Here is a 17010-nt window from a genome sequence, read left to right as displayed (position 1 = left end):
CAATTAAACACATGAGTACTTGATTGGGAGACAAGGGGAAAACTAAAAAACAATAAGTACAGATAACGCTTCTACAAATCTCAAGACAATAAATTTAACAACAGGCCACGTATAGATTGAATATGGCAAGAAGATCATCAAACAAATTTGTAAAACGAGGAGAAATACTCGAAATCAAAATTGAGAATTATGCCTTCGGCGGAAAAGGTATTGGTCGTATTCGAAATGAGCTAGGCGAGTTTGTAGTGTTTGTTCCCAACACGCTACCAGGCCAACTAGTGAAAGCACAAGTCCAAAAAGCGAGTAAAACATATGCTGAAACAAAACTTCTAGAGGTATTGACTCCTTCTGAAGATGAAGTTTCCATTCCATATCAGGAAATACCAGGTGCACCCTACATCAAATTACCAATTGAAAAACAGCATGCTTACAAAAAGCAAAGTACGCTTGAGCTGTTTAAAAGAATTGGAAAAGTTGATAACATAGAATCGCTTCTAGATGAATTTATCGCTTCTCCAAGTGGTTTCCATTATAGAAACAAAATGGAATATGCTTTTTCTGCAATAGGCTACGATCACGAACTTAAAACAGATGTAGATGAATTTACGCTCGGCTTCAAAAAGCGAGGCACCTGGTGGTGCGGAGATGATCTAAAAAAGGACTCTGGACTCTTTGATAAGGAAGTAGAAGATAAACTCAAGCTGATCAAAGAATACTGTGAGAAGACCGGTCTTCCTCCATGGCACGGACCAAAAAGAACTGGTTTTTTCAGATACCTGGTAGTTCGTAAGTCATTCAAAACAGATCAAATCCTATTCAACCTGGTCACAACTTCAGATGAAGAGGGCAGATTTAATATTCAAAAGTTTGCAGATTTCCTGGTAGAGCAGTTTGGATCACGAATTGCAGGTCTACTTCATACCACTAATGACGAAACAGGTGACCGAACTATAGCCACCACAGGAGAGATCAATTTGGTTTACGGAGAAGACAAAATCGTAGAAGAACTTCTTGGTCTCAGTTTTGAGATAAGCATGAAGAGTTTCTTCCAAACCAATCCTAAATCTGCAGAAAAGCTGTACAGCAAAGTGATCGATTACGCTTTAGAAAAGAAAGATACTGTAGATAACAACATCGTACTTGACCTATTCTGCGGTACAGGAACTATTGGACAAATCCTGGCTTCGAAGAGCGAAAACGCTCAGATAGTGGGTGTAGACATCATCGAAGAAGCTATTGAAAATGCGAAAGAAAACGCCGAAAGAAATAATATTGAAGGCGTCAAATTCTATGCGGCTGATGTTGGCAAGTTCCTTTACGAACATCCTCAATATCAAAACAAAATCCGCACCATCATCTTAGACCCTGCACGTGCTGGAGTAGCCCCTAAAACGATGCAGAAAATCATCAATCTTGGAGCTGAGCGCATGGTTTATGTTTCTTGTAATCCGGCAACCCAAGCTAGAGATATTGACTTGTTAGCTCAAGCTGGTTATCATATTACCAAATTTAGCCTCGTGGACCAATTCCCACATACGGCTCATGTGGAGAGTGTGGTGTTGCTGGAGAAAACTGTGTAAAAAACAAAGCCTGTCTGAGTAAATCAAACAGGCTTTTCTTTTATTCTTTATCAAGTTCATACTTCGAGAGTACTGCATATTCAGCAGCTCGTGCAAAACTGAACATCCCTTCTGTATTATTAGCTTGATCATCAGAATTCCAGCCAGCCAAAAGATTGGTTGGTAAAATTCCTTTTTTCAGATAATGATCATATGCATAATCCAGGTTTTGCTGAAAAGTATCCAGATAATAACCCGTTCTTTTATTTTCCGAATACACATCCGTATACCCACGCATCAGCACACCATTGAACCATCCATTAAACCCTGTAATCTCATAGGAATAGTATCCTGTCACATCCTTATCCAACTCAGTGAAGTACTCAAAGGATGAATCACTTAATACTTTTACATCCTCCAAATAGATCTGATCTTTTGTCACACGCAAGAGGTCGATACCTCCAGAAAGCATTGTGCCGCTGTTATATGAAATAGCCGCCCCTACAGGATCTGTACAAGTGATTCCTTTCCGATAAGTTACTCCATCAACTTGTTCTAACTCTGGCTTACCTGGTGTACAACCACCCATCATATCAGCATATACATTGTCCTGGCGAAGCAAATGATCCTTTTGATAGTTATAGACTTTTTTGGCAAACATTAAATAATAGTCGCTTTTACTCATTGACTTTGATATTCGAGTTTGCCGATCCGAGTCATCGATGTAGCGGTAAGTAATAGAATCTTGCGCCCCATCGTATATCTCAGATAACCATACCAATGGACTAACCATTGGGCCATTGCTACAAGAGTGTTTGGTAACGTAACCTGGCCCCCAGGTAATCCCTCCATTCTCATTACCAGACTCATCAAAAGTACAATCCCAGCCGTCCAAAACATATTCCGTTAGGTATTCAGCTTTTTCCAGGAACTTCTTTTTACCTGTCAAATGATAGGCTTCAATCAGTTCGCGAGCAAGCCACATCTGATCATCATACACATTCATCACACCTGCTACTTCAGCAGTTCCTTTAGCTCCTCCTCTATTTACACCATAGACTGTCCACTCATTCGTTTGTGTATAAGAAGTCAGCTCAAATGTGCCCAGGTAATAATCACCGTTGGTGTATAGCTTTTCAAGAATGTTTTCAAATCGAGCAAAGTGTTCTTTATACAAAGAGTCATTACCATGTTCATGCTGAAGTTTTAGTCCATGCATTATGGCATCAACTGCCTCCATTGCACTGGTATACATCCAGATACTTCCTACTTCTTCCGAACGGGAATTGGTTAGCGGGTTGTAAAAACGTGCCATCTTCATCTCCTCACCTTCAAAGTATGCTGCAAAAGCAGAATCAGCAAGTTGGATGGATCGAAGTAGGTTTTGCTCAGATAGCGATAGGTGTTTAGGCGTTTGTTTTTTCGGTGAACTGCACCCCAGAAATACTCCAATCAATATCAGACAAGTGATTGGAAACGAGAATTTTCTATAATTGAATTTCATCAGATTTGGTCTATTCTGTTGGGGGCTAACAGAGAATTACATTAAACAGTTAGTGATAATTTCAAATCTAATAATTATCCGTCAATTATACGCTTAATGAAAAAGTGGTACCTTACCATTTGACAAACGGCCAAATATCAAATCAACAACACAATTAAAATTTGATAGAAACCAGGGTCACGCTACTTTTGCACCAAATTCCCAAAAGCACATTTAATTTCTATTGGACAATATTGGAACAAATACATAGAGATAAGTGTACTTAACCTGGTAAACACAAGACAAAATGCAAAACGACCCTACTTTAGATCCGAAATACCTTGGCAAAATTTCAGCTGATTTCGTCAAAGTTTCAGAACAGTTGAAAGAGGCTAGTTACATGATTCGTAAACGCGAATTTTCAAAATACCCGGTTTTTCCTGTCTCTAAAGAAGACATTCCCATTGGTCAACTTCTCTATGAAGCTGGTAAAATGGAAAATGAGTGGAATTATTATGCCTCTTTCATGGAAGAATTTATTCAGAGAGGTTTGATAGAAGAAGAAAAAGCATTCTCTGAGGCCTATAAAGATCCAGATGAGTTTTGTTGCCTATTTATTGTAGATCAGCAGTTTACTAACTTTGTTTTTATTCCGTTTCCGGAAGATTGAGATAAGTCTAAACATTTACACGCCTAAAACTATTCCTTTTATATATGGAAGAAATACAATCGATTTTTGATGACGCGACCAATTACTCCAACATTATCGTGGAGTATGTCATGGAATATGGTCTAAAAGTAATATTTGCAGTTCTCGTACTGATTGTGGGTCTTTGGATAATCAAAATGATTACCAATGGCTTGAGAAAAGCAATGGACAAAAGAAATTTTGATCCTTCATTATCCCCTTTCTTATTGATGCTTCTGGGCATCGCTCTAAAAGTCATGCTGGGTATCTCTGTTGTCGGCATGGTTGGTATAGAAGTCACTAGCTTCATCGCAGTTCTGGGTGCGGCAGGTTTAGCTGTCGGTTTAGCTCTTCAAGGAACCTTGCAAAACTTTGCTGGTGGAGTGGTCATTCTGCTCCTAAAGCCTTTCAAAGTAGGTGAAGTGATCGACGCAAAAGGTTACCTAGGTACCGTTAAAGAAATTCAAATTTTCTATACCATCGTCAACACTTTCGACAAAAAGACGGTCTACATACCAAATGGCAGCCTTGCAAATTCTGATATGACAAACCTGTCTCAGGAAGATACACGAAGAAATGCCTGGACATTTGGCATTGCCTATGGCGATGACTATGACAAGGCAAAAGAAGTTTTGAAACGACTAATTGACGAAGACGAGCGCATCCTCAAAGATCCAGAGCCATTTATTGCTTTGGAATCTTTAGGAGACAGTTCTGTAAACATCGTAGTTCGCGCCTGGAGTAAAGCAGCTGATCTTTGGCCTGTACACTTCGACATGAACGAGAAGGTTTACAAGACATTCGCAAAAGAAGGCCTCAACATTCCTTTCCCACAAATGGATGTTCACCTTCACAAAGAAGACTAAAACGAAAAAGGCCTCAAACGAGGCCTTTTTTCATTTCAAATCATTCACATTCAATCCATGTAGACAACCCCTTCTTTCATAACGAAAGATACTTTGCCCATATCATCTATCTGCTCTAGCGGATTTCCATCCACAGCAATAATGTCGGCCATCAAGCCCTTCTTAAGGCTACCAAACAAATCACTTTTTCCAAGTATTTCAGCATTTACTGATGTAGCACATTTGATAGCCTCCATTGCAGGCATTCCACCAGCTACCATGTAAATAAACTCCTTATAGTTTTCTCCATGCGGGTACACAGCAGCATCGGTACCAAACCCGATTGGAACTCCCATTTTATACGCTTTAGAAAAAGTACTACTGATTTGAGGTCCAATCACAGCAGCTTTCTTTGCAACCATTGCAGGATAATATCCATCGATCTTTGCTAATTCAGCAACAGACATTCCTGCGGTAATAGTAGGGATGTAATAGGCACCATGCTCCTTCATCAATTTCATAGTCTCCTCTGACATGTACGTACCATGCTCAATAGTCTTAACTCCAGCTTTTACCGCACGTTGCATTCCTTCATCACCATGTGCATGTGCCGCAACGTGAAAACCCAGATCGGAGGCAGTTTTCACAATCTGATCCATCTCTTCTTGAGAAAAGTGAGCACCAACACCATCTTTTGCTACGCTTAGCACACCGCCAGTTGCTGTAATTTTAATTAAATCAGCTCCATTCTTATATCGTTGACGCACTGCTTTTCTAGCATCCTCCACACTATTAACCACTCCATCCTTAGCAGATGGATCACCCATCAAATCTTCTCTGTAACCATTGGTAGGGTCTGCATGCCCGCCAGTAATAGCAAGGGACTTTCCTGAAGTATAAATTCTTGGCCCCACGACCAATCCTTTGTTGATAGCATTTCTCAATGAAATATTTACACCAGAACCCCCTACATCCCTGACTGTGGTAAACCCGGTCATCAAGGTAGTCTTGGCATGCTTAGCAGACTCGAAAGCAATGTCGGCAGGGTTCATTGTAAATTCTTTGAGGTAACCATCCTTACTGGTCTCACCTTCCAGATGCACGTGCATATCTATTAGTCCAGGCATCACCGTTTTATTCTTCAGATCAATGATTTGATCTCCATTCATTGGTTTGGTGTAGCCTTCTTCAACTGATACTATAGTTTTATCTTCCACCACTATAGTTTGTTCAGTTTTCATTTTATCGCTTACGCCATCGATCATTCTTCCAGCATAAATCAAAGTGCGCTGGGCTTGAGTGCTCCATGCAATGGTAAGCATGAATAGTATAATCAGGTTTTTCATTGGTGTCTTTTTTTTCTTTAAAATACAACAATATTTGACGATGCAACCAATCCTAATACATGAACCAACCAAAAACCAATAAAGGTGGTAGTCCAGGCTTACTAATTGCCGCAGCATTTATCGGTCCTGGCACAGTCACGGTATGTACAATCGCCGGAGCTAACAATCAGTTTCAACTACTTTGGGTAATGATCATTTCAATAGTGGCAACCATATTTCTTCAGGAAATAGCCTCTCGCCTTGGTATTGTGAGCAAAATGGGGTTAGCGGGATTACTAAGGAGTCAAGTAAAGCATCCAATCATAAGAGTCCTTTTATTAGGCCTTGTGGTTTGCGCTATCATCGTTGGTAATGCTGCTTATGAAGCTGGTAACATTAGTGGAGCTGTCTTTGGATTGAAAGTAGTTGCTCCTATTCCCTACGGAGGAGTTTTATTAGGTCTCATAGCTGGTGCCCTATTATGGTCGGGAAGCTACAAAATCATCGAAAAGGCCTTAATTGTATTGGTAGGCATAATGAGCATCTCATTTTTAGCTACCGCCATCATTACGCAACCCGATATCATTTCATTAGCAAAAGGAATGCTCCTGCCCACCTTTGAAGACGATCAACTGCTGATCATTTTGGCACTTGTGGGCACTACCATTGTTCCATACAATTTATTTCTACACGCATCTATCGCAAAAAATCACTGGAATAACACTGAGTTGGCAGCAGCCAAAAAGGACACGATAAGATCAGTAATCATTGGAGGTATTATTTCCTTATCGATCATCATCACTGCTGCCAGCGCTACAGAATCTAACATTCAGAATGCCGCAGATTTAGCTCTTGGTTTAGAACCACTTTATGGTTCATTCGCCAAATACTTAATAGGCATCGGCTTGTTCGCAGCTGGAATTACTTCGGCTATTACAGCTCCTTTAGCAGCAGCCTATGTTGCACAAGGGTGTTTTAATTGGGAAGACAATCCAAAACATGCTGGATTCAGAGCTACCTGGATTGGCATACTACTTATTGGCACCATATTTTCATCTATTGGCTACAAGCCAATTGATATCATCAAGTTTGCACAAGTGGCCAATGGTTTACTGCTTCCTATCATTGCAGCACTGATTATTTGGCTTTCGAGCAAGACAAGCATACTAGGTCAGTTCACGAACAAAAAAAGCACCACCATTATCGGTATCATCATTATTTTGATCACTCTTTCTTTAGGAATAAAAAGTATCTGGTCCGCTTTATAAACATTAATCGGATTCGGTGATTATATTTAAATATGAAGAGATGGCTCATCAACTGTGACATGGGTGAAAAAATCGGAAACGATCACCTGCTAATGCCGTACATTCAATCTTGCAGTATAGCCTGCGGAGGTCACATTGGTGATGCAGATTCCATGAGCGAGACCGTCCAACTCGCACAAAAATATCAAGTTGAAATAGGAGCACATCCATCTTTCCCTGATCAAGAAAATTTTGGACGCAAACCGATGAGCATGGCGTCAGATACTTTAATTGATAGTCTTGTATCTCAAATTAACAGTCTTGAAAAAGTTTGTTCGGTTATAGGAGCCAGATTGAGCCACATCAAACCTCATGGAGCCTTATACAATCAAGCAATTACAGACCTGAGGACTGCCGGAGCCGTAGTACAGGTCATGAAAAAATACCCAGGTGTTACCCTATATGCACCATGGCAAAGTGTTGTTTCTGAGTTAGCCCAGGAAGATGGAATTCCAGTAAAGTTTGAGGGTTTTGCAGATCGCAGATATGAACATGATGGATCTTTAGCTCCTCGCAACAACAGCGATTCAGTAATCAGTAACCCAAAAGAAGCACTTTCACAAGTGAAACAGATTACCAAATACCACAAACTCACCTCTATTGATGGTATTACCTTCGACTTTGAAGCAGAAACTTTTTGTGTACATGGTGACAATCCAGAAGCTGTCGCCATTGTAAAATTATTGAGCGAAAAATCATGAGAAACATTCACATCAAATCAATGGATGAAAGCAATCTATTGATGGAATGGCCCGGAGCAATCTCCGAAGATATCATGCGTGAAATTGCCGCCTGGCAACATGCAATCGAAAAAAACCTTAGTCCGATCATATTAGAATGCTTTGCGGCATATAGAAGTCTTTTGATAACCTATGACCATCAACAAATAGATGCCGAGGATCTAGAAATAGAACTACTCAAATTACCTGTTAGCAAAAGAAAACTCCGATCCAAAAAATGGCAAGTACCCGTATATTATGATGAGGAAGTAGCCCCAGACTTGAAAAAATTCTGTGAAGAGAAAAACCTTACATTGAAACAACTAATTAAAAAACATACTTCCCCTCTTTACGACATTCATTTTTACGGCTTTCTACCAGGATTCATGTACCTGGGAGGGTTGGATGATGCTCTAGGTCATCCGAGAAAAGCCACTCCTGACAAATCTATTCCAGCTGGATCCGTAGCTATTGGTGGTCAACAAACAGGTATCTACCCAACTACCTCACCTGGAGGCTGGCATGTGATTGGCAATTGCCCAATCAAATTATTCGATGTTACTCAGGATCCTCCATGTCCTTTCAAACCCGGAGATCAGATACGATTTAAGTCTGTTGCTAAAAAACAGTACGATAAAATCAAAGAAGAAGTAACATCAGGAACTTATAAATACCAGAAGGCATGAGCGGGGCAATGATTTTCAAAAAAGCAGGCCTGCACACTTCTATCCAGGATATGGGTAGATATGGCTATAGAAAATATGGAGTACCTGTTTCGGGATCGATGGATCAAAATAGCGCCATCCAAGCCAATCTATTGGTAGGAAATGATGCTCATGCTCCTGTAGTGGAAATAACGGTAGTAGGACCAACAATTGTGTTTAACGCGAATGTCAATATTGCCATTGTTGGTGCTGATCTTTCTCCAAAACTGGATAAGAAATCAATTCCATTGAACACCCGACTGATTGTTCATGAGGGACAAACCTTGGAATTTGGAAAATGTAAACTGGGCATTCGAGCCTATTTGGCCGTAGCAGGTGAACTGGATGTGGAGAAAATCATGAAAAGCACATCTCAATATCCACAAATAACCTCTGACAGTAAGATTACTGATGGTTTAGAAATTGGACTTAAAAACAACCGATTTTTGGATGGAGTCTCCGCATCAATTAGAGTGGATAAGAAATATTTCAATGAGAAAGCATTGGAAGTATTCCCAGGCCCAGAATACAACCTCCTTCAGGAAGAGCAATTGAAATCAATCTTTGAGCAGACCTGGACTGTAGGACCAAATAATCGAATGGGATATCAATTGGTCAATGAATTAATGCCTGGACATACTCGTGAGATCATAACTACACAAGTTATCCCAGGAACAATTCAACTAACTCCTGCGGGAAAGTTGCTTGCACTCATGCGTGATGCACAAGTGACAGGAGGTTATCCAAGAGTTCTACAACTTACTGAGCTTTCTATTAACATCCTGGCTCAAAAAACGGAGCGAACAAAACTTCAATTCAAAATCGCAGAAAACGACTAGTAATAAGAATTGCTACAGGGTTTAGCTCTGTAGCAATTCTACTAATTCACTATTCCCTTTCATTCTTGCCTGCTCCACTAACGAATGCCCTTGTCCATCTTTTATATCGGTCTCTGCTCCAGACTGCAACAGTAGCTTTACAATGTCAGGTTGATTAAAATTCACAGCATACACCAATGCAGACGCACCATTTTCACTTCTTAAATTAACATCCGCTCCATGCTGAATGAGTAATTCTGCGATGGCTAAATAGCCTTTAAAGCAAGTACCCATCAATGCGGTATTCCCAACCGGGTCTTGCTTATTCACATCCACACCTTTTTCAATAAGCAACTCTACGGCGGCCAGGTTATTAAAATAGGCTGCCATAATTAATGGTGTAAAACCTCTTCCATCAGGTTGACTGACGGCTGCAGGATTATTTTTTAGTGCTTCTTTTAATTCTTCCAACTGATCATTTTTGATCAGTTCATTCACATGAGTTGTTGCCGTATTCATTTAGATTCTATTTAAATAAGACTTTGTGATAAGAGTCCTATGATACTCTCAATATAACTTCGTAAATATGCAATAGTTTATTTCTATGTAGTTTATTGGGTGATAGGTTGTAGTTATGACATTAACGCAGTTGCGATACGCACTTGTTCTTAAAAAACATCAAAACTTTAAAAAAGCAGCAGAACAGCTGGAAATTAGCCAACCGGCTCTGAGTGTTCAGATTCAGAAGCTAGAGGATGAAATTGGCATTAAGTTGTTCAACAGATCCGGAAGTCCAATTCAGGTAACCAGAGATGGTGATTTGTTTTTGATCAAAGCGCAAGAAGTTGTTAACAACGCCAAGCAACTAACCACTTTTGCTCAGGAATTAAACGAGGATTATAGCGGATCATTAGAAATTGGCGTAATCGCCACATTAGCTCCTTTTCTGGTTCCATTATTTAGCCACGCTATTCAAAAAGACTATCCTAATCTTCAGCTAGTATTCAAAGAACAAACTACAGAGGTCATTGTCAATGGAGTGAGAAGCGGAGATCTGGATGTAGGGATCATTTCTACACCAATAGATGTCTACGGAATACAATCCATTCCATTGTTCTACGAGCGCTTCTACATGTACTCTTCTGAAAGTGGTGAAGGATCAAATGAAATCAAGCTAGAAGACATCAACTATGACAGGCTTTGGTTACTCAATGAAGGGAATTGCTTTAGAGATCAGGTAAATGACTTCTGCGATATCAAATCCATCAGAAAAGGAAAGAAATTCATCTATCAGAGTAACTCCATTGATGCTTTGATCAGAATTGTGGATACACATGGGGGCATGACCATACTTCCAGAATTAACCACGCTTAGCCTAAACGAATACCAGGAAGAAAACCTAAAAGTCATTCATGGAAAGCCGAAAGCACGGGAGATTGGTATCATAGTGACTCCTAATTACGATAAAGTGCGTTACGTTAAGCTTTTGGAAGAGTACATCAAGCAGAATATTCCATCTCATATGCTCAAAAAGAATGATTACGAGATAGTGGATCCAAATATTCAGATGGACTAATTCACCTCCTCCTATTCAGTTTCTATATTGAATTGTATCAAATGGTAATCTTCGTATAGCGCACTCTATTGGAATGTATGCTCTTCAGGCATTCCCAATCTTAGGCTGCTATCTGTTCGATTCACTGAATGGAATTATTCTAGCATTATCCATCTATCTAATCCTTTCAATAGTCGTGCTGGTTCAAGCCCTATATGGAAAGACCTTATTAAGCTCACCTCCTTTAAAGCCATCACCGTAATTACAAACAAACAATCTTTTATAAGATGGAAATACCGACTCGATTCCATTTATATTAATTCGCCGTTCATCCACAATATCACCCCACTCATCTACAATATCACCCCATTCATACGTAAATAGACGTAAGTAAATCTATATTTTAGTTGAATAAAATTTTCTGTTTTAAGAATATACCAAAGAATTAATCGAAGTTCATTTCTGACAGTAAAAGAAACTTGCATTGCTTGATTCTTCGAAAACTAATTTCATATATTTGAGAATCCGCCATAGATATTTTGGATCCAAAATATCATGATATGCCTCTTTCTAAAGATGGCCAACTAAACCTATAAGCGTATGAAAAAACCTAACCCGAGATAGAATCTCGACAAGCAAGTACTGCACAAAAAGTATTTAAACCGTTGTTAACCATAATTCAAAAACCATTTTATGAAAAACTCTACTCATTTTGCAAAGGCCTTGTTAATGGCCTTTGCATTAAGTATCACTATGGCTTACGCTCAAACAGCGCAGGAAAAACAAGCCATTAGCAGCAAGTACAACCTCACAAAACTTTACAGCCTTCAAAATCAGTTCCAAACAAAGCAGGATCAAAAGCGGCTAGAAGCTATACAAATAGCCAATCAGAAAGGCTGGGAAATAACCAGAACTAGAGAAGACGGCTCTATTGACCAGTTAGTTGCAGTTTCACCAGATGGTCTACCTGTTTACTACACAGTCTACAATGCAGATGCTTCCAGATCTACAAGAGCAAACCACCTAAACATTGGCGGGTCATTAGGCTTGAGCCTTGATGGACAAAATATGACTGCTCATGTCTGGGATGGAGGTCCTACACGCGTTACTCATCAGGAATTTGATGGTCCGGGTGGCAACAACCGTGTAACAATCAATGATGGCGTAACCGGCCTAAATGGAAATAGCTTCCATGCTCAGCATGTTACCGGTACTATTGTAGCTTCAGGAGTACAGGCACAAGCAAAAGGTATGGCTCCAAGAGCTCAAGCATTAACTCACGACTGGAACAATGACCTATCTGAAGCTACCAGTGAGGCAGCATCCGGAATGCTCCTTTCGAACCACTCATATGGTTATCGTGCAGATCTGGTTCCTGACTGGTATTTTGGAGCTTACATCGATGAGTCTCGAGATTGGGATAATCTAATGTACAACTCACCCTATTACCTGATGGTAGTAGCGGCTGGTAATGATGGAAATGACAATAGCTCTAATGGATCGCCGCTAAACGGAGCCTCCTCTTATGACAAACTAACCGGTCATTCTACTTCCAAAAACAACATGGTAGTAGCCAACGGAAATGATGCCAACGTCAATAACGACGGCAGCTTCAATTCAGTAACGATCAATAGCAGCAGTAGTGAAGGTCCTACTGATGACTTGAGAATCAAGCCAGATATTACTGGAAATGGAACAGGGGTCTATTCAACCTATGACAATAGTGACGTAGCATATAACTCCATCACAGGAACATCTATGGCATCCCCTAACGTAACAGGAACCTTGTTATTATTACAACAACACTATAACAACATCAACGGCAGCTACATGAGAGCAGCTACACTAAAAGGTGTAGCACTACATACCGCAGATGATGCTGGTATATCTGGTCCTGATGCCATTTATGGTTGGGGCTTATTAAATGCAAAAGCAGCTGCAGAAGTAATCACTGCCAATGGTGGATCTTCAATGGTATCAGAGTTAACACTTTCTCAAGGCCAGTCTTACACAATCAATGTTGATTCTGATGGGTCTAGTCCATTGGTAGCATCTATTTCATGGACTGACCCGGCAGGTACTGCCAATTCAGGCACCACAAACCTGACGACTCCAGTTTTAGTAAATGATCTTGACATCCGTGTTACAAAAGGAGGAACTACTTATTCTCCATACAGACTTACTGGTGTAAACTCTAACAACACTGGCGATAACGTAGTAGACCCTTACGAAAGAATTAATGTTGCTGGCGCATCTGGATCTTACACGATCACTGTTACTCACAAAGGATCTTTGTCTAGTGGCAGCCAGGATTACACATTGATTGTTACCGGTCTTGGAAATGCACAACCATGTACTGCGTCCACTCCTACCGGGCTAGCAGCATCTAGTGTTGGCTCTACTACAGCTACTTTATCTTGGGGAGCAGTAACAAGCGCATCTTACGATGTACGTTATCGAGTATCTGGTACTACAACATGGACTACAACTACTTCTGGCGGAGCGTCTCTTGTACTAACAGGCCTATCACCACAAACACAATATGAAGCTCAGGTTCGTAGTAAATGTACTGACGGATCAACCTCTTCTTATACAAGCTCCATTACATTTACAACAACAGAAGTACAACTAAGCTACTGTGCTTCTAATGGGCAAAATACAAATGATGAATACATCAGTAGAGTGCAGCTTGGATCTATAGACAATAGCACTGGAGCATCAAGTGGTGGTTATGGTGACTTCACTTCCATATCAACTAACCTTGCTAAAAATGCCTCTGCAACGATCACTATAACTCCTACCTGGACAGGCACTACCTACAACGAAGGTTACAGTGTATGGATAGACTATAACAAGGATGGTGATTTTTCAGATGCCGGCGAACAAGTATATACTCGCTCAGCAACACAAGCAACGCCAATTAGTGGCACATTCACAGTTCCTTCTTCGGCTGCTGATGGCCCTACAAGAATGCGTGTTTCTATGAGATACAATACTATCCCATCGCCATGTGAATCTTTCAATTATGGAGAGGTAGAAGACTACACGGTAAATATTACTGGCACTGCAGGTGATACTCAAGCACCATCAGTACCAACAGGGCTTTCTGCATCAAATGTTACTCAAACCACTTTAACATTAAGCTGGACTGCTTCTTCAGATAACGTGGGAGTAACAGGGTATGATGTCTATCAAGGTGGGTCAAACCTTGGATCAGTAACAGGAACTTCTGCAAACATCACAGGACTGACTGCAGGAACAACATATTCTTTCACGGTTACTGCAAGTGATGCAGCAGGAAACACTTCTGCACAAAGTTCTGCCCTTAGCGTTACCACACCAAGTGCAGGAATGAGCTGCTCTTCTACTGAGACACTACCTTATTCAGAAGGTTTTGAATCAAGTGTTGGTTGGACGCAAGCTACTGGTGATGATGGAAACTGGTTACGTGATGCCAATGGCACCCCTTCATCCAGCACAGGTCCAAGTTCAGCATCAGAAGGATCATACTACTTGTATCTAGAAGCATCTACAAGTGGAACAGGACAAATAGGAAGTAACGCAACGGCTATTTTAGAAAGCCCTTGTTTTAACCTTGCAGGAGAAACGGCAGCTAACTTCTCATTCAGATACCACATGTATGGTTCAAATATGGGGTCATTAGCTGTTCAGGCTACCACTGACGGCACTAACTGGACAACACTTTGGTCGCTATCAGGGAACCAGGGCAACTCATGGTTCACAGCAAATATCGATTTAGCTTCATACCTTGGAGATGATGTCAAGCTTCGTTTTGTAGGAACGACAGGATCCAGCTACACATCTGATATGGCTATAGATGATTTGCAAATCACTGCAGGCTCTACAGGTGGTGGAGATACTGATGTAACGCTGACTATCGTATTGGACAATTATCCTGAGGAAACTAGCTGGCAAATACTCGATGGCTCCACTGTTTTAGCATCAGGAGGAACATATGGATCTCAGCCTGATGGGTCTACAATAACTGAAGTTATTTCACTCGCTACTGGCTGCTACAATTTTGTAATCAATGATGCATATGGTGACGGAATCTGCTGCTCGTATGGAAATGGATCATATAGTTTAACAGATGGAAGTTCTACGCTCGCTTCTGGTGGAGCATTTGGCTCTAGTGAAACTACTTCATTCTGTGTTGGAGGTGCGACTTCTACTTCGTACTACATCACGACGCAATCCGTTGGTGAGCCAGTAAGTTTCGAAATCTATCCAAACCCTGTAGTTGGCAATACATTAAATATTGCTACTTCAAGAGAAAAGATGAGCTACTCCATCACAAACCTTAGTGGACAAGTCATCAAAGCTGGTGAAGTAAACAACCATAAAGTGGATGTCTCAAGTCTCAGCACTGGAGTGTATATGATTGAAATAGCTTCTGGCGGCAAGTCTGTCTACAGAAAGTTTGTAAAGCAATAAGATTATAGTAACCTAACCCGAAAGCCGTGTCAAGAAATTGACATGGCTTTTTTTATATTCAATAATCGATAAAAGCATTTGGAGTTACATCAGCTCACTCACTCCAACTTCTTTATTTAGCACAAATGGTTGCCAACCACTATTGGGGTCAACTCCGGGCATATCCAAAGAAGCTTTTATGCCCCACTTTACAGAAAAATACTTGGCAAGGTAAGTAGGAGGCACCTCAGCAGGTAGCTCTACAGTAAAAGACCACTCCTTCTCATCTCCCTGATTTATCTGAAGATCCTCCGATAGGATATGTTCTTGTCGAAACAATACATTTTTGGTGGATGATTCTTCCACCACTTGTACTTCCAGATATAAGCGCTTGGCATGAATGGTATCGCCTGTTGGTTTCACACGTATCACAACATGCATTGAATACTCATTATCCAAAACCGGATTGATTAGCTCCAATTGAACTTCTGCCGCTCCGCCCGTCACAAAATTTGCTACATTCTTAAATAATCCCATCTCACATTTGTTCTACAGTATAATCAACCTTTTTCTGTACATAAAAACTAACCCAACCACTGTCTGGATCATTGCCAGGCATGTCTAGTCCCGCAAAAACCTTCCAGGTCATATGGCAGTCTTTACCTTTGAAAGACGGTAAAGCGTCTACAGGAATTTCAAATTCAGCCAACCACTTCTCTTCCGAATCTTTTCTCAACAGAATATCTTCTGCTAATACTAATTCTTTTGTGAAGTGGCTATAATATTTGGTTACATCTCGGGACGTGGTAGTAGTATTACCATTACTATCAGTTGTCGTTGTGGTCTCCCTTTTCTTGTAAGTCTCTTCACATTTTATATGGAGATAGACTTTTTTGATTTTACAGTCATCCTTAGCTGAAGCTGTTACAAATAGACGAAGCTTATCTTCCGGACGGACCAGATCATTTTCAAATACTACTGCAACTTCCGCAGCTCCGCCAGTTATGTAATTTTTAATCTTGGAAAAAATCCCCATGATTGACTTTTATTTATAAAATTGAAGCGTTTAGCTAAGATATACCATCCGTGACGGATGGTATTTTCAAGATGAATGATCAACTACTACTTTCCATTCTCCATCTATCATTCGAAACAAAAAGACTAAAATGACCATTTGGAGCATCATCTTTACGCTGCAGGTTCCATTGACCAATTACAAACCAGTAATCATCAGAAAGCGGATAAATTTCCTTCACCGTTAGATCCAGCTTCCCCATTTTCTCTTTAGAAGGATAAGAACTCTTATACATGGCCAATGTAGATTCCCAGCCGTAGGTTACTCCTTTCTTTCCTACAAACATCAGTTGATCAGATTTCCAGTACCCATCCATGTAACATTCCAAATCTCCTGAATTCCAACAATCAACCTGATCCTTTAGGACTTCTCGAATGGCATCCTCTTGCCCAAAAGCAAAGAATGGAGCTAAAACAATAAGGACCAATAAACTTTTCATAAACACTTTTTCTTGACCACTACTTCTTTATTCACTTCGCATTTTATTTCCTGATCTAA

General features: G+C 40.4%; 15 protein-coding genes. 9 read left to right on the top strand and 6 right to left on the bottom strand.

The window, feature by feature from the left end:
• Positions 1–122 precede the first annotated feature (122 nt).
• A complete protein-coding gene (gene rlmD / locus NXS00_RS23625) occupies positions 123–1580 on the top strand; it encodes a 23S rRNA (uracil(1939)-C(5))-methyltransferase RlmD (protein ID WP_258101760.1) in 1458 nt (485 codons plus the stop codon).
• 40 nt (positions 1581–1620) lie between these two features.
• Here rlmD and NXS00_RS23620 read toward each other — a convergent pair whose 3' ends face one another.
• Complete coding sequence (locus NXS00_RS23620) at positions 1621–3063, bottom strand: glycoside hydrolase family 76 protein (RefSeq protein WP_258101759.1); 1443 nt, start codon at positions 3061–3063, stop codon at positions 1621–1623.
• A gap of 286 nt (positions 3064–3349) precedes the next feature.
• On the opposite strand from NXS00_RS23620, the gene NXS00_RS23615 reads away from it, so the two are divergent.
• Both NXS00_RS23615 and NXS00_RS23610 read left to right on the top strand, forming a co-directional pair.
• Positions 3350–3712 (top strand): hypothetical protein, encoded by a 363-nt coding sequence (locus NXS00_RS23615; protein ID WP_258101758.1) that lies wholly within the window; start codon positions 3350–3352, stop codon positions 3710–3712.
• Positions 3713–3756: 44 nt separating this feature from the next.
• Entirely contained in the window at positions 3757–4596 is an 840-nt protein-coding gene (locus NXS00_RS23610) for a mechanosensitive ion channel family protein (protein ID WP_258101757.1), read from the top strand.
• Between the two features lie 50 nt (positions 4597–4646).
• Here NXS00_RS23610 and NXS00_RS23605 read toward each other — a convergent pair whose 3' ends face one another.
• Entirely contained in the window at positions 4647–5921 is a 1275-nt protein-coding gene (locus NXS00_RS23605; RefSeq protein WP_258101756.1) for a metal-dependent hydrolase family protein, read from the bottom strand.
• A 59-nt stretch (positions 5922–5980) separates the two neighbouring features.
• Between NXS00_RS23605 and NXS00_RS23600 the strand changes: the two genes are divergently transcribed.
• From NXS00_RS23600 to NXS00_RS23585, 4 genes are read left to right on the top strand one after another with little or no spacing between them, the layout of a single operon-like run.
• Entirely contained in the window at positions 5981–7168 is a 1188-nt protein-coding gene (locus tag NXS00_RS23600; protein WP_258101755.1) for an Nramp family divalent metal transporter, read from the top strand.
• Between the two features lie 32 nt (positions 7169–7200).
• Complete coding sequence (gene pxpA, locus NXS00_RS23595) at positions 7201–7908, top strand: 5-oxoprolinase subunit PxpA (RefSeq protein WP_258101754.1); 708 nt, start codon at positions 7201–7203, stop codon at positions 7906–7908.
• A complete protein-coding gene (pxpB, locus tag NXS00_RS23590; protein ID WP_258101753.1) occupies positions 7905–8612 on the top strand; it encodes a 5-oxoprolinase subunit PxpB in 708 nt (235 codons plus the stop codon). The genes pxpA and pxpB overlap by 4 nt, the downstream gene beginning before the upstream one ends.
• Positions 8609–9469: a 5-oxoprolinase subunit C family protein gene (locus NXS00_RS23585; RefSeq protein ID WP_258101752.1), complete on the top strand. Its 861-nt coding sequence runs from the start codon at positions 8609–8611 to the stop codon at positions 9467–9469. Before pxpB ends, NXS00_RS23585 begins: the two co-directional genes overlap by 4 nt.
• Before the next feature lie 21 nt (positions 9470–9490).
• On the opposite strand, the gene NXS00_RS23580 is transcribed toward NXS00_RS23585, so the two are convergent.
• A complete protein-coding gene (locus NXS00_RS23580; protein ID WP_258101751.1) occupies positions 9491–9967 on the bottom strand; it encodes an ankyrin repeat domain-containing protein in 477 nt (158 codons plus the stop codon).
• A 115-nt stretch (positions 9968–10082) separates the two neighbouring features.
• Between NXS00_RS23580 and NXS00_RS23575 the strand changes: the two genes are divergently transcribed.
• Positions 10083–11024, top strand: coding sequence for a hydrogen peroxide-inducible genes activator (locus tag NXS00_RS23575; protein WP_258101750.1), 942 nt, complete (start codon positions 10083–10085; stop codon positions 11022–11024).
• A gap of 672 nt (positions 11025–11696) precedes the next feature.
• Positions 11697–15458 (top strand): GEVED domain-containing protein, encoded by a 3762-nt coding sequence (locus tag NXS00_RS23570; protein ID WP_258101749.1) that lies wholly within the window; start codon positions 11697–11699, stop codon positions 15456–15458.
• An 84-nt stretch (positions 15459–15542) separates the two neighbouring features.
• On the opposite strand, the gene NXS00_RS23565 is transcribed toward NXS00_RS23570, so the two are convergent.
• The 3 genes from NXS00_RS23565 to NXS00_RS23555 all read right to left on the bottom strand — a co-directional run bounded on the left by NXS00_RS23565 (position 15543) and on the right by NXS00_RS23555 (position 16951).
• Positions 15543–15974: a sporulation protein gene (locus NXS00_RS23565; RefSeq protein ID WP_258101748.1), complete on the bottom strand. Its 432-nt coding sequence runs from the start codon at positions 15972–15974 to the stop codon at positions 15543–15545.
• Between the two features lies 1 nt (position 15975).
• A complete protein-coding gene (locus NXS00_RS23560; protein ID WP_258101747.1) occupies positions 15976–16473 on the bottom strand; it encodes a vacuolar protein sorting-associated family 26 protein in 498 nt (165 codons plus the stop codon).
• A gap of 79 nt (positions 16474–16552) precedes the next feature.
• Positions 16553–16951 carry a YybH family protein gene (locus NXS00_RS23555; RefSeq protein WP_258101746.1) on the bottom strand — a complete coding sequence of 133 codons (399 nt, stop codon included), beginning with the start codon at positions 16949–16951 and terminating at the stop codon, positions 16553–16555.
• Positions 16952–17010 lie beyond the last annotated feature (59 nt).

This window comes from Marinoscillum pacificum (genome assembly GCF_024714495.1).
In the GTDB taxonomy this organism is placed as follows: domain Bacteria; phylum Bacteroidota; class Bacteroidia; order Cytophagales; family Cyclobacteriaceae; genus Marinoscillum; species Marinoscillum pacificum.
This window is presented reverse-complemented; position numbering and strand designations above follow the sequence as displayed.

Excerpts from the sequence above, each read along its gene's own strand:
- NXS00_RS23565 (WP_258101748.1), bottom strand. The coding sequence starts at position 15,974 with ATGGGATTATTTAAGAATGTAGCAAATTTTGTGACGGGCGGAGCGGCA.
- rlmD (WP_258101760.1), top strand. The coding sequence starts at position 123 with ATGGCAAGAAGATCATCAAACAAATTTGTAAAACGAGGAGAAATACTC.
- NXS00_RS23570 (WP_258101749.1), top strand. The coding sequence starts at position 11,697 with ATGAAAAACTCTACTCATTTTGCAAAGGCCTTGTTAATGGCCTTTGCA.
- NXS00_RS23555 (WP_258101746.1), bottom strand. The coding sequence starts at position 16,951 with ATGAAAAGTTTATTGGTCCTTATTGTTTTAGCTCCATTCTTTGCTTTT.
- pxpA (WP_258101754.1), top strand. The coding sequence starts at position 7,201 with ATGAAGAGATGGCTCATCAACTGTGACATGGGTGAAAAAATCGGAAAC.
- NXS00_RS23560 (WP_258101747.1), bottom strand. The coding sequence starts at position 16,473 with ATGGGGATTTTTTCCAAGATTAAAAATTACATAACTGGCGGAGCTGCG.
- NXS00_RS23610 (WP_258101757.1), top strand. The coding sequence starts at position 3,757 with ATGGAAGAAATACAATCGATTTTTGATGACGCGACCAATTACTCCAAC.
- NXS00_RS23585 (WP_258101752.1), top strand. The coding sequence starts at position 8,609 with ATGAGCGGGGCAATGATTTTCAAAAAAGCAGGCCTGCACACTTCTATC.
- NXS00_RS23575 (WP_258101750.1), top strand. The coding sequence starts at position 10,083 with ATGACATTAACGCAGTTGCGATACGCACTTGTTCTTAAAAAACATCAA.
- pxpB (WP_258101753.1), top strand. The coding sequence starts at position 7,905 with ATGAGAAACATTCACATCAAATCAATGGATGAAAGCAATCTATTGATG.
- NXS00_RS23605 (WP_258101756.1), bottom strand. The coding sequence starts at position 5,921 with ATGAAAAACCTGATTATACTATTCATGCTTACCATTGCATGGAGCACT.
- NXS00_RS23600 (WP_258101755.1), top strand. The coding sequence starts at position 5,981 with ATGAACCAACCAAAAACCAATAAAGGTGGTAGTCCAGGCTTACTAATT.
- NXS00_RS23615 (WP_258101758.1), top strand. The coding sequence starts at position 3,350 with ATGCAAAACGACCCTACTTTAGATCCGAAATACCTTGGCAAAATTTCA.
- NXS00_RS23580 (WP_258101751.1), bottom strand. The coding sequence starts at position 9,967 with ATGAATACGGCAACAACTCATGTGAATGAACTGATCAAAAATGATCAG.
- NXS00_RS23620 (WP_258101759.1), bottom strand. The coding sequence starts at position 3,063 with ATGAAATTCAATTATAGAAAATTCTCGTTTCCAATCACTTGTCTGATA.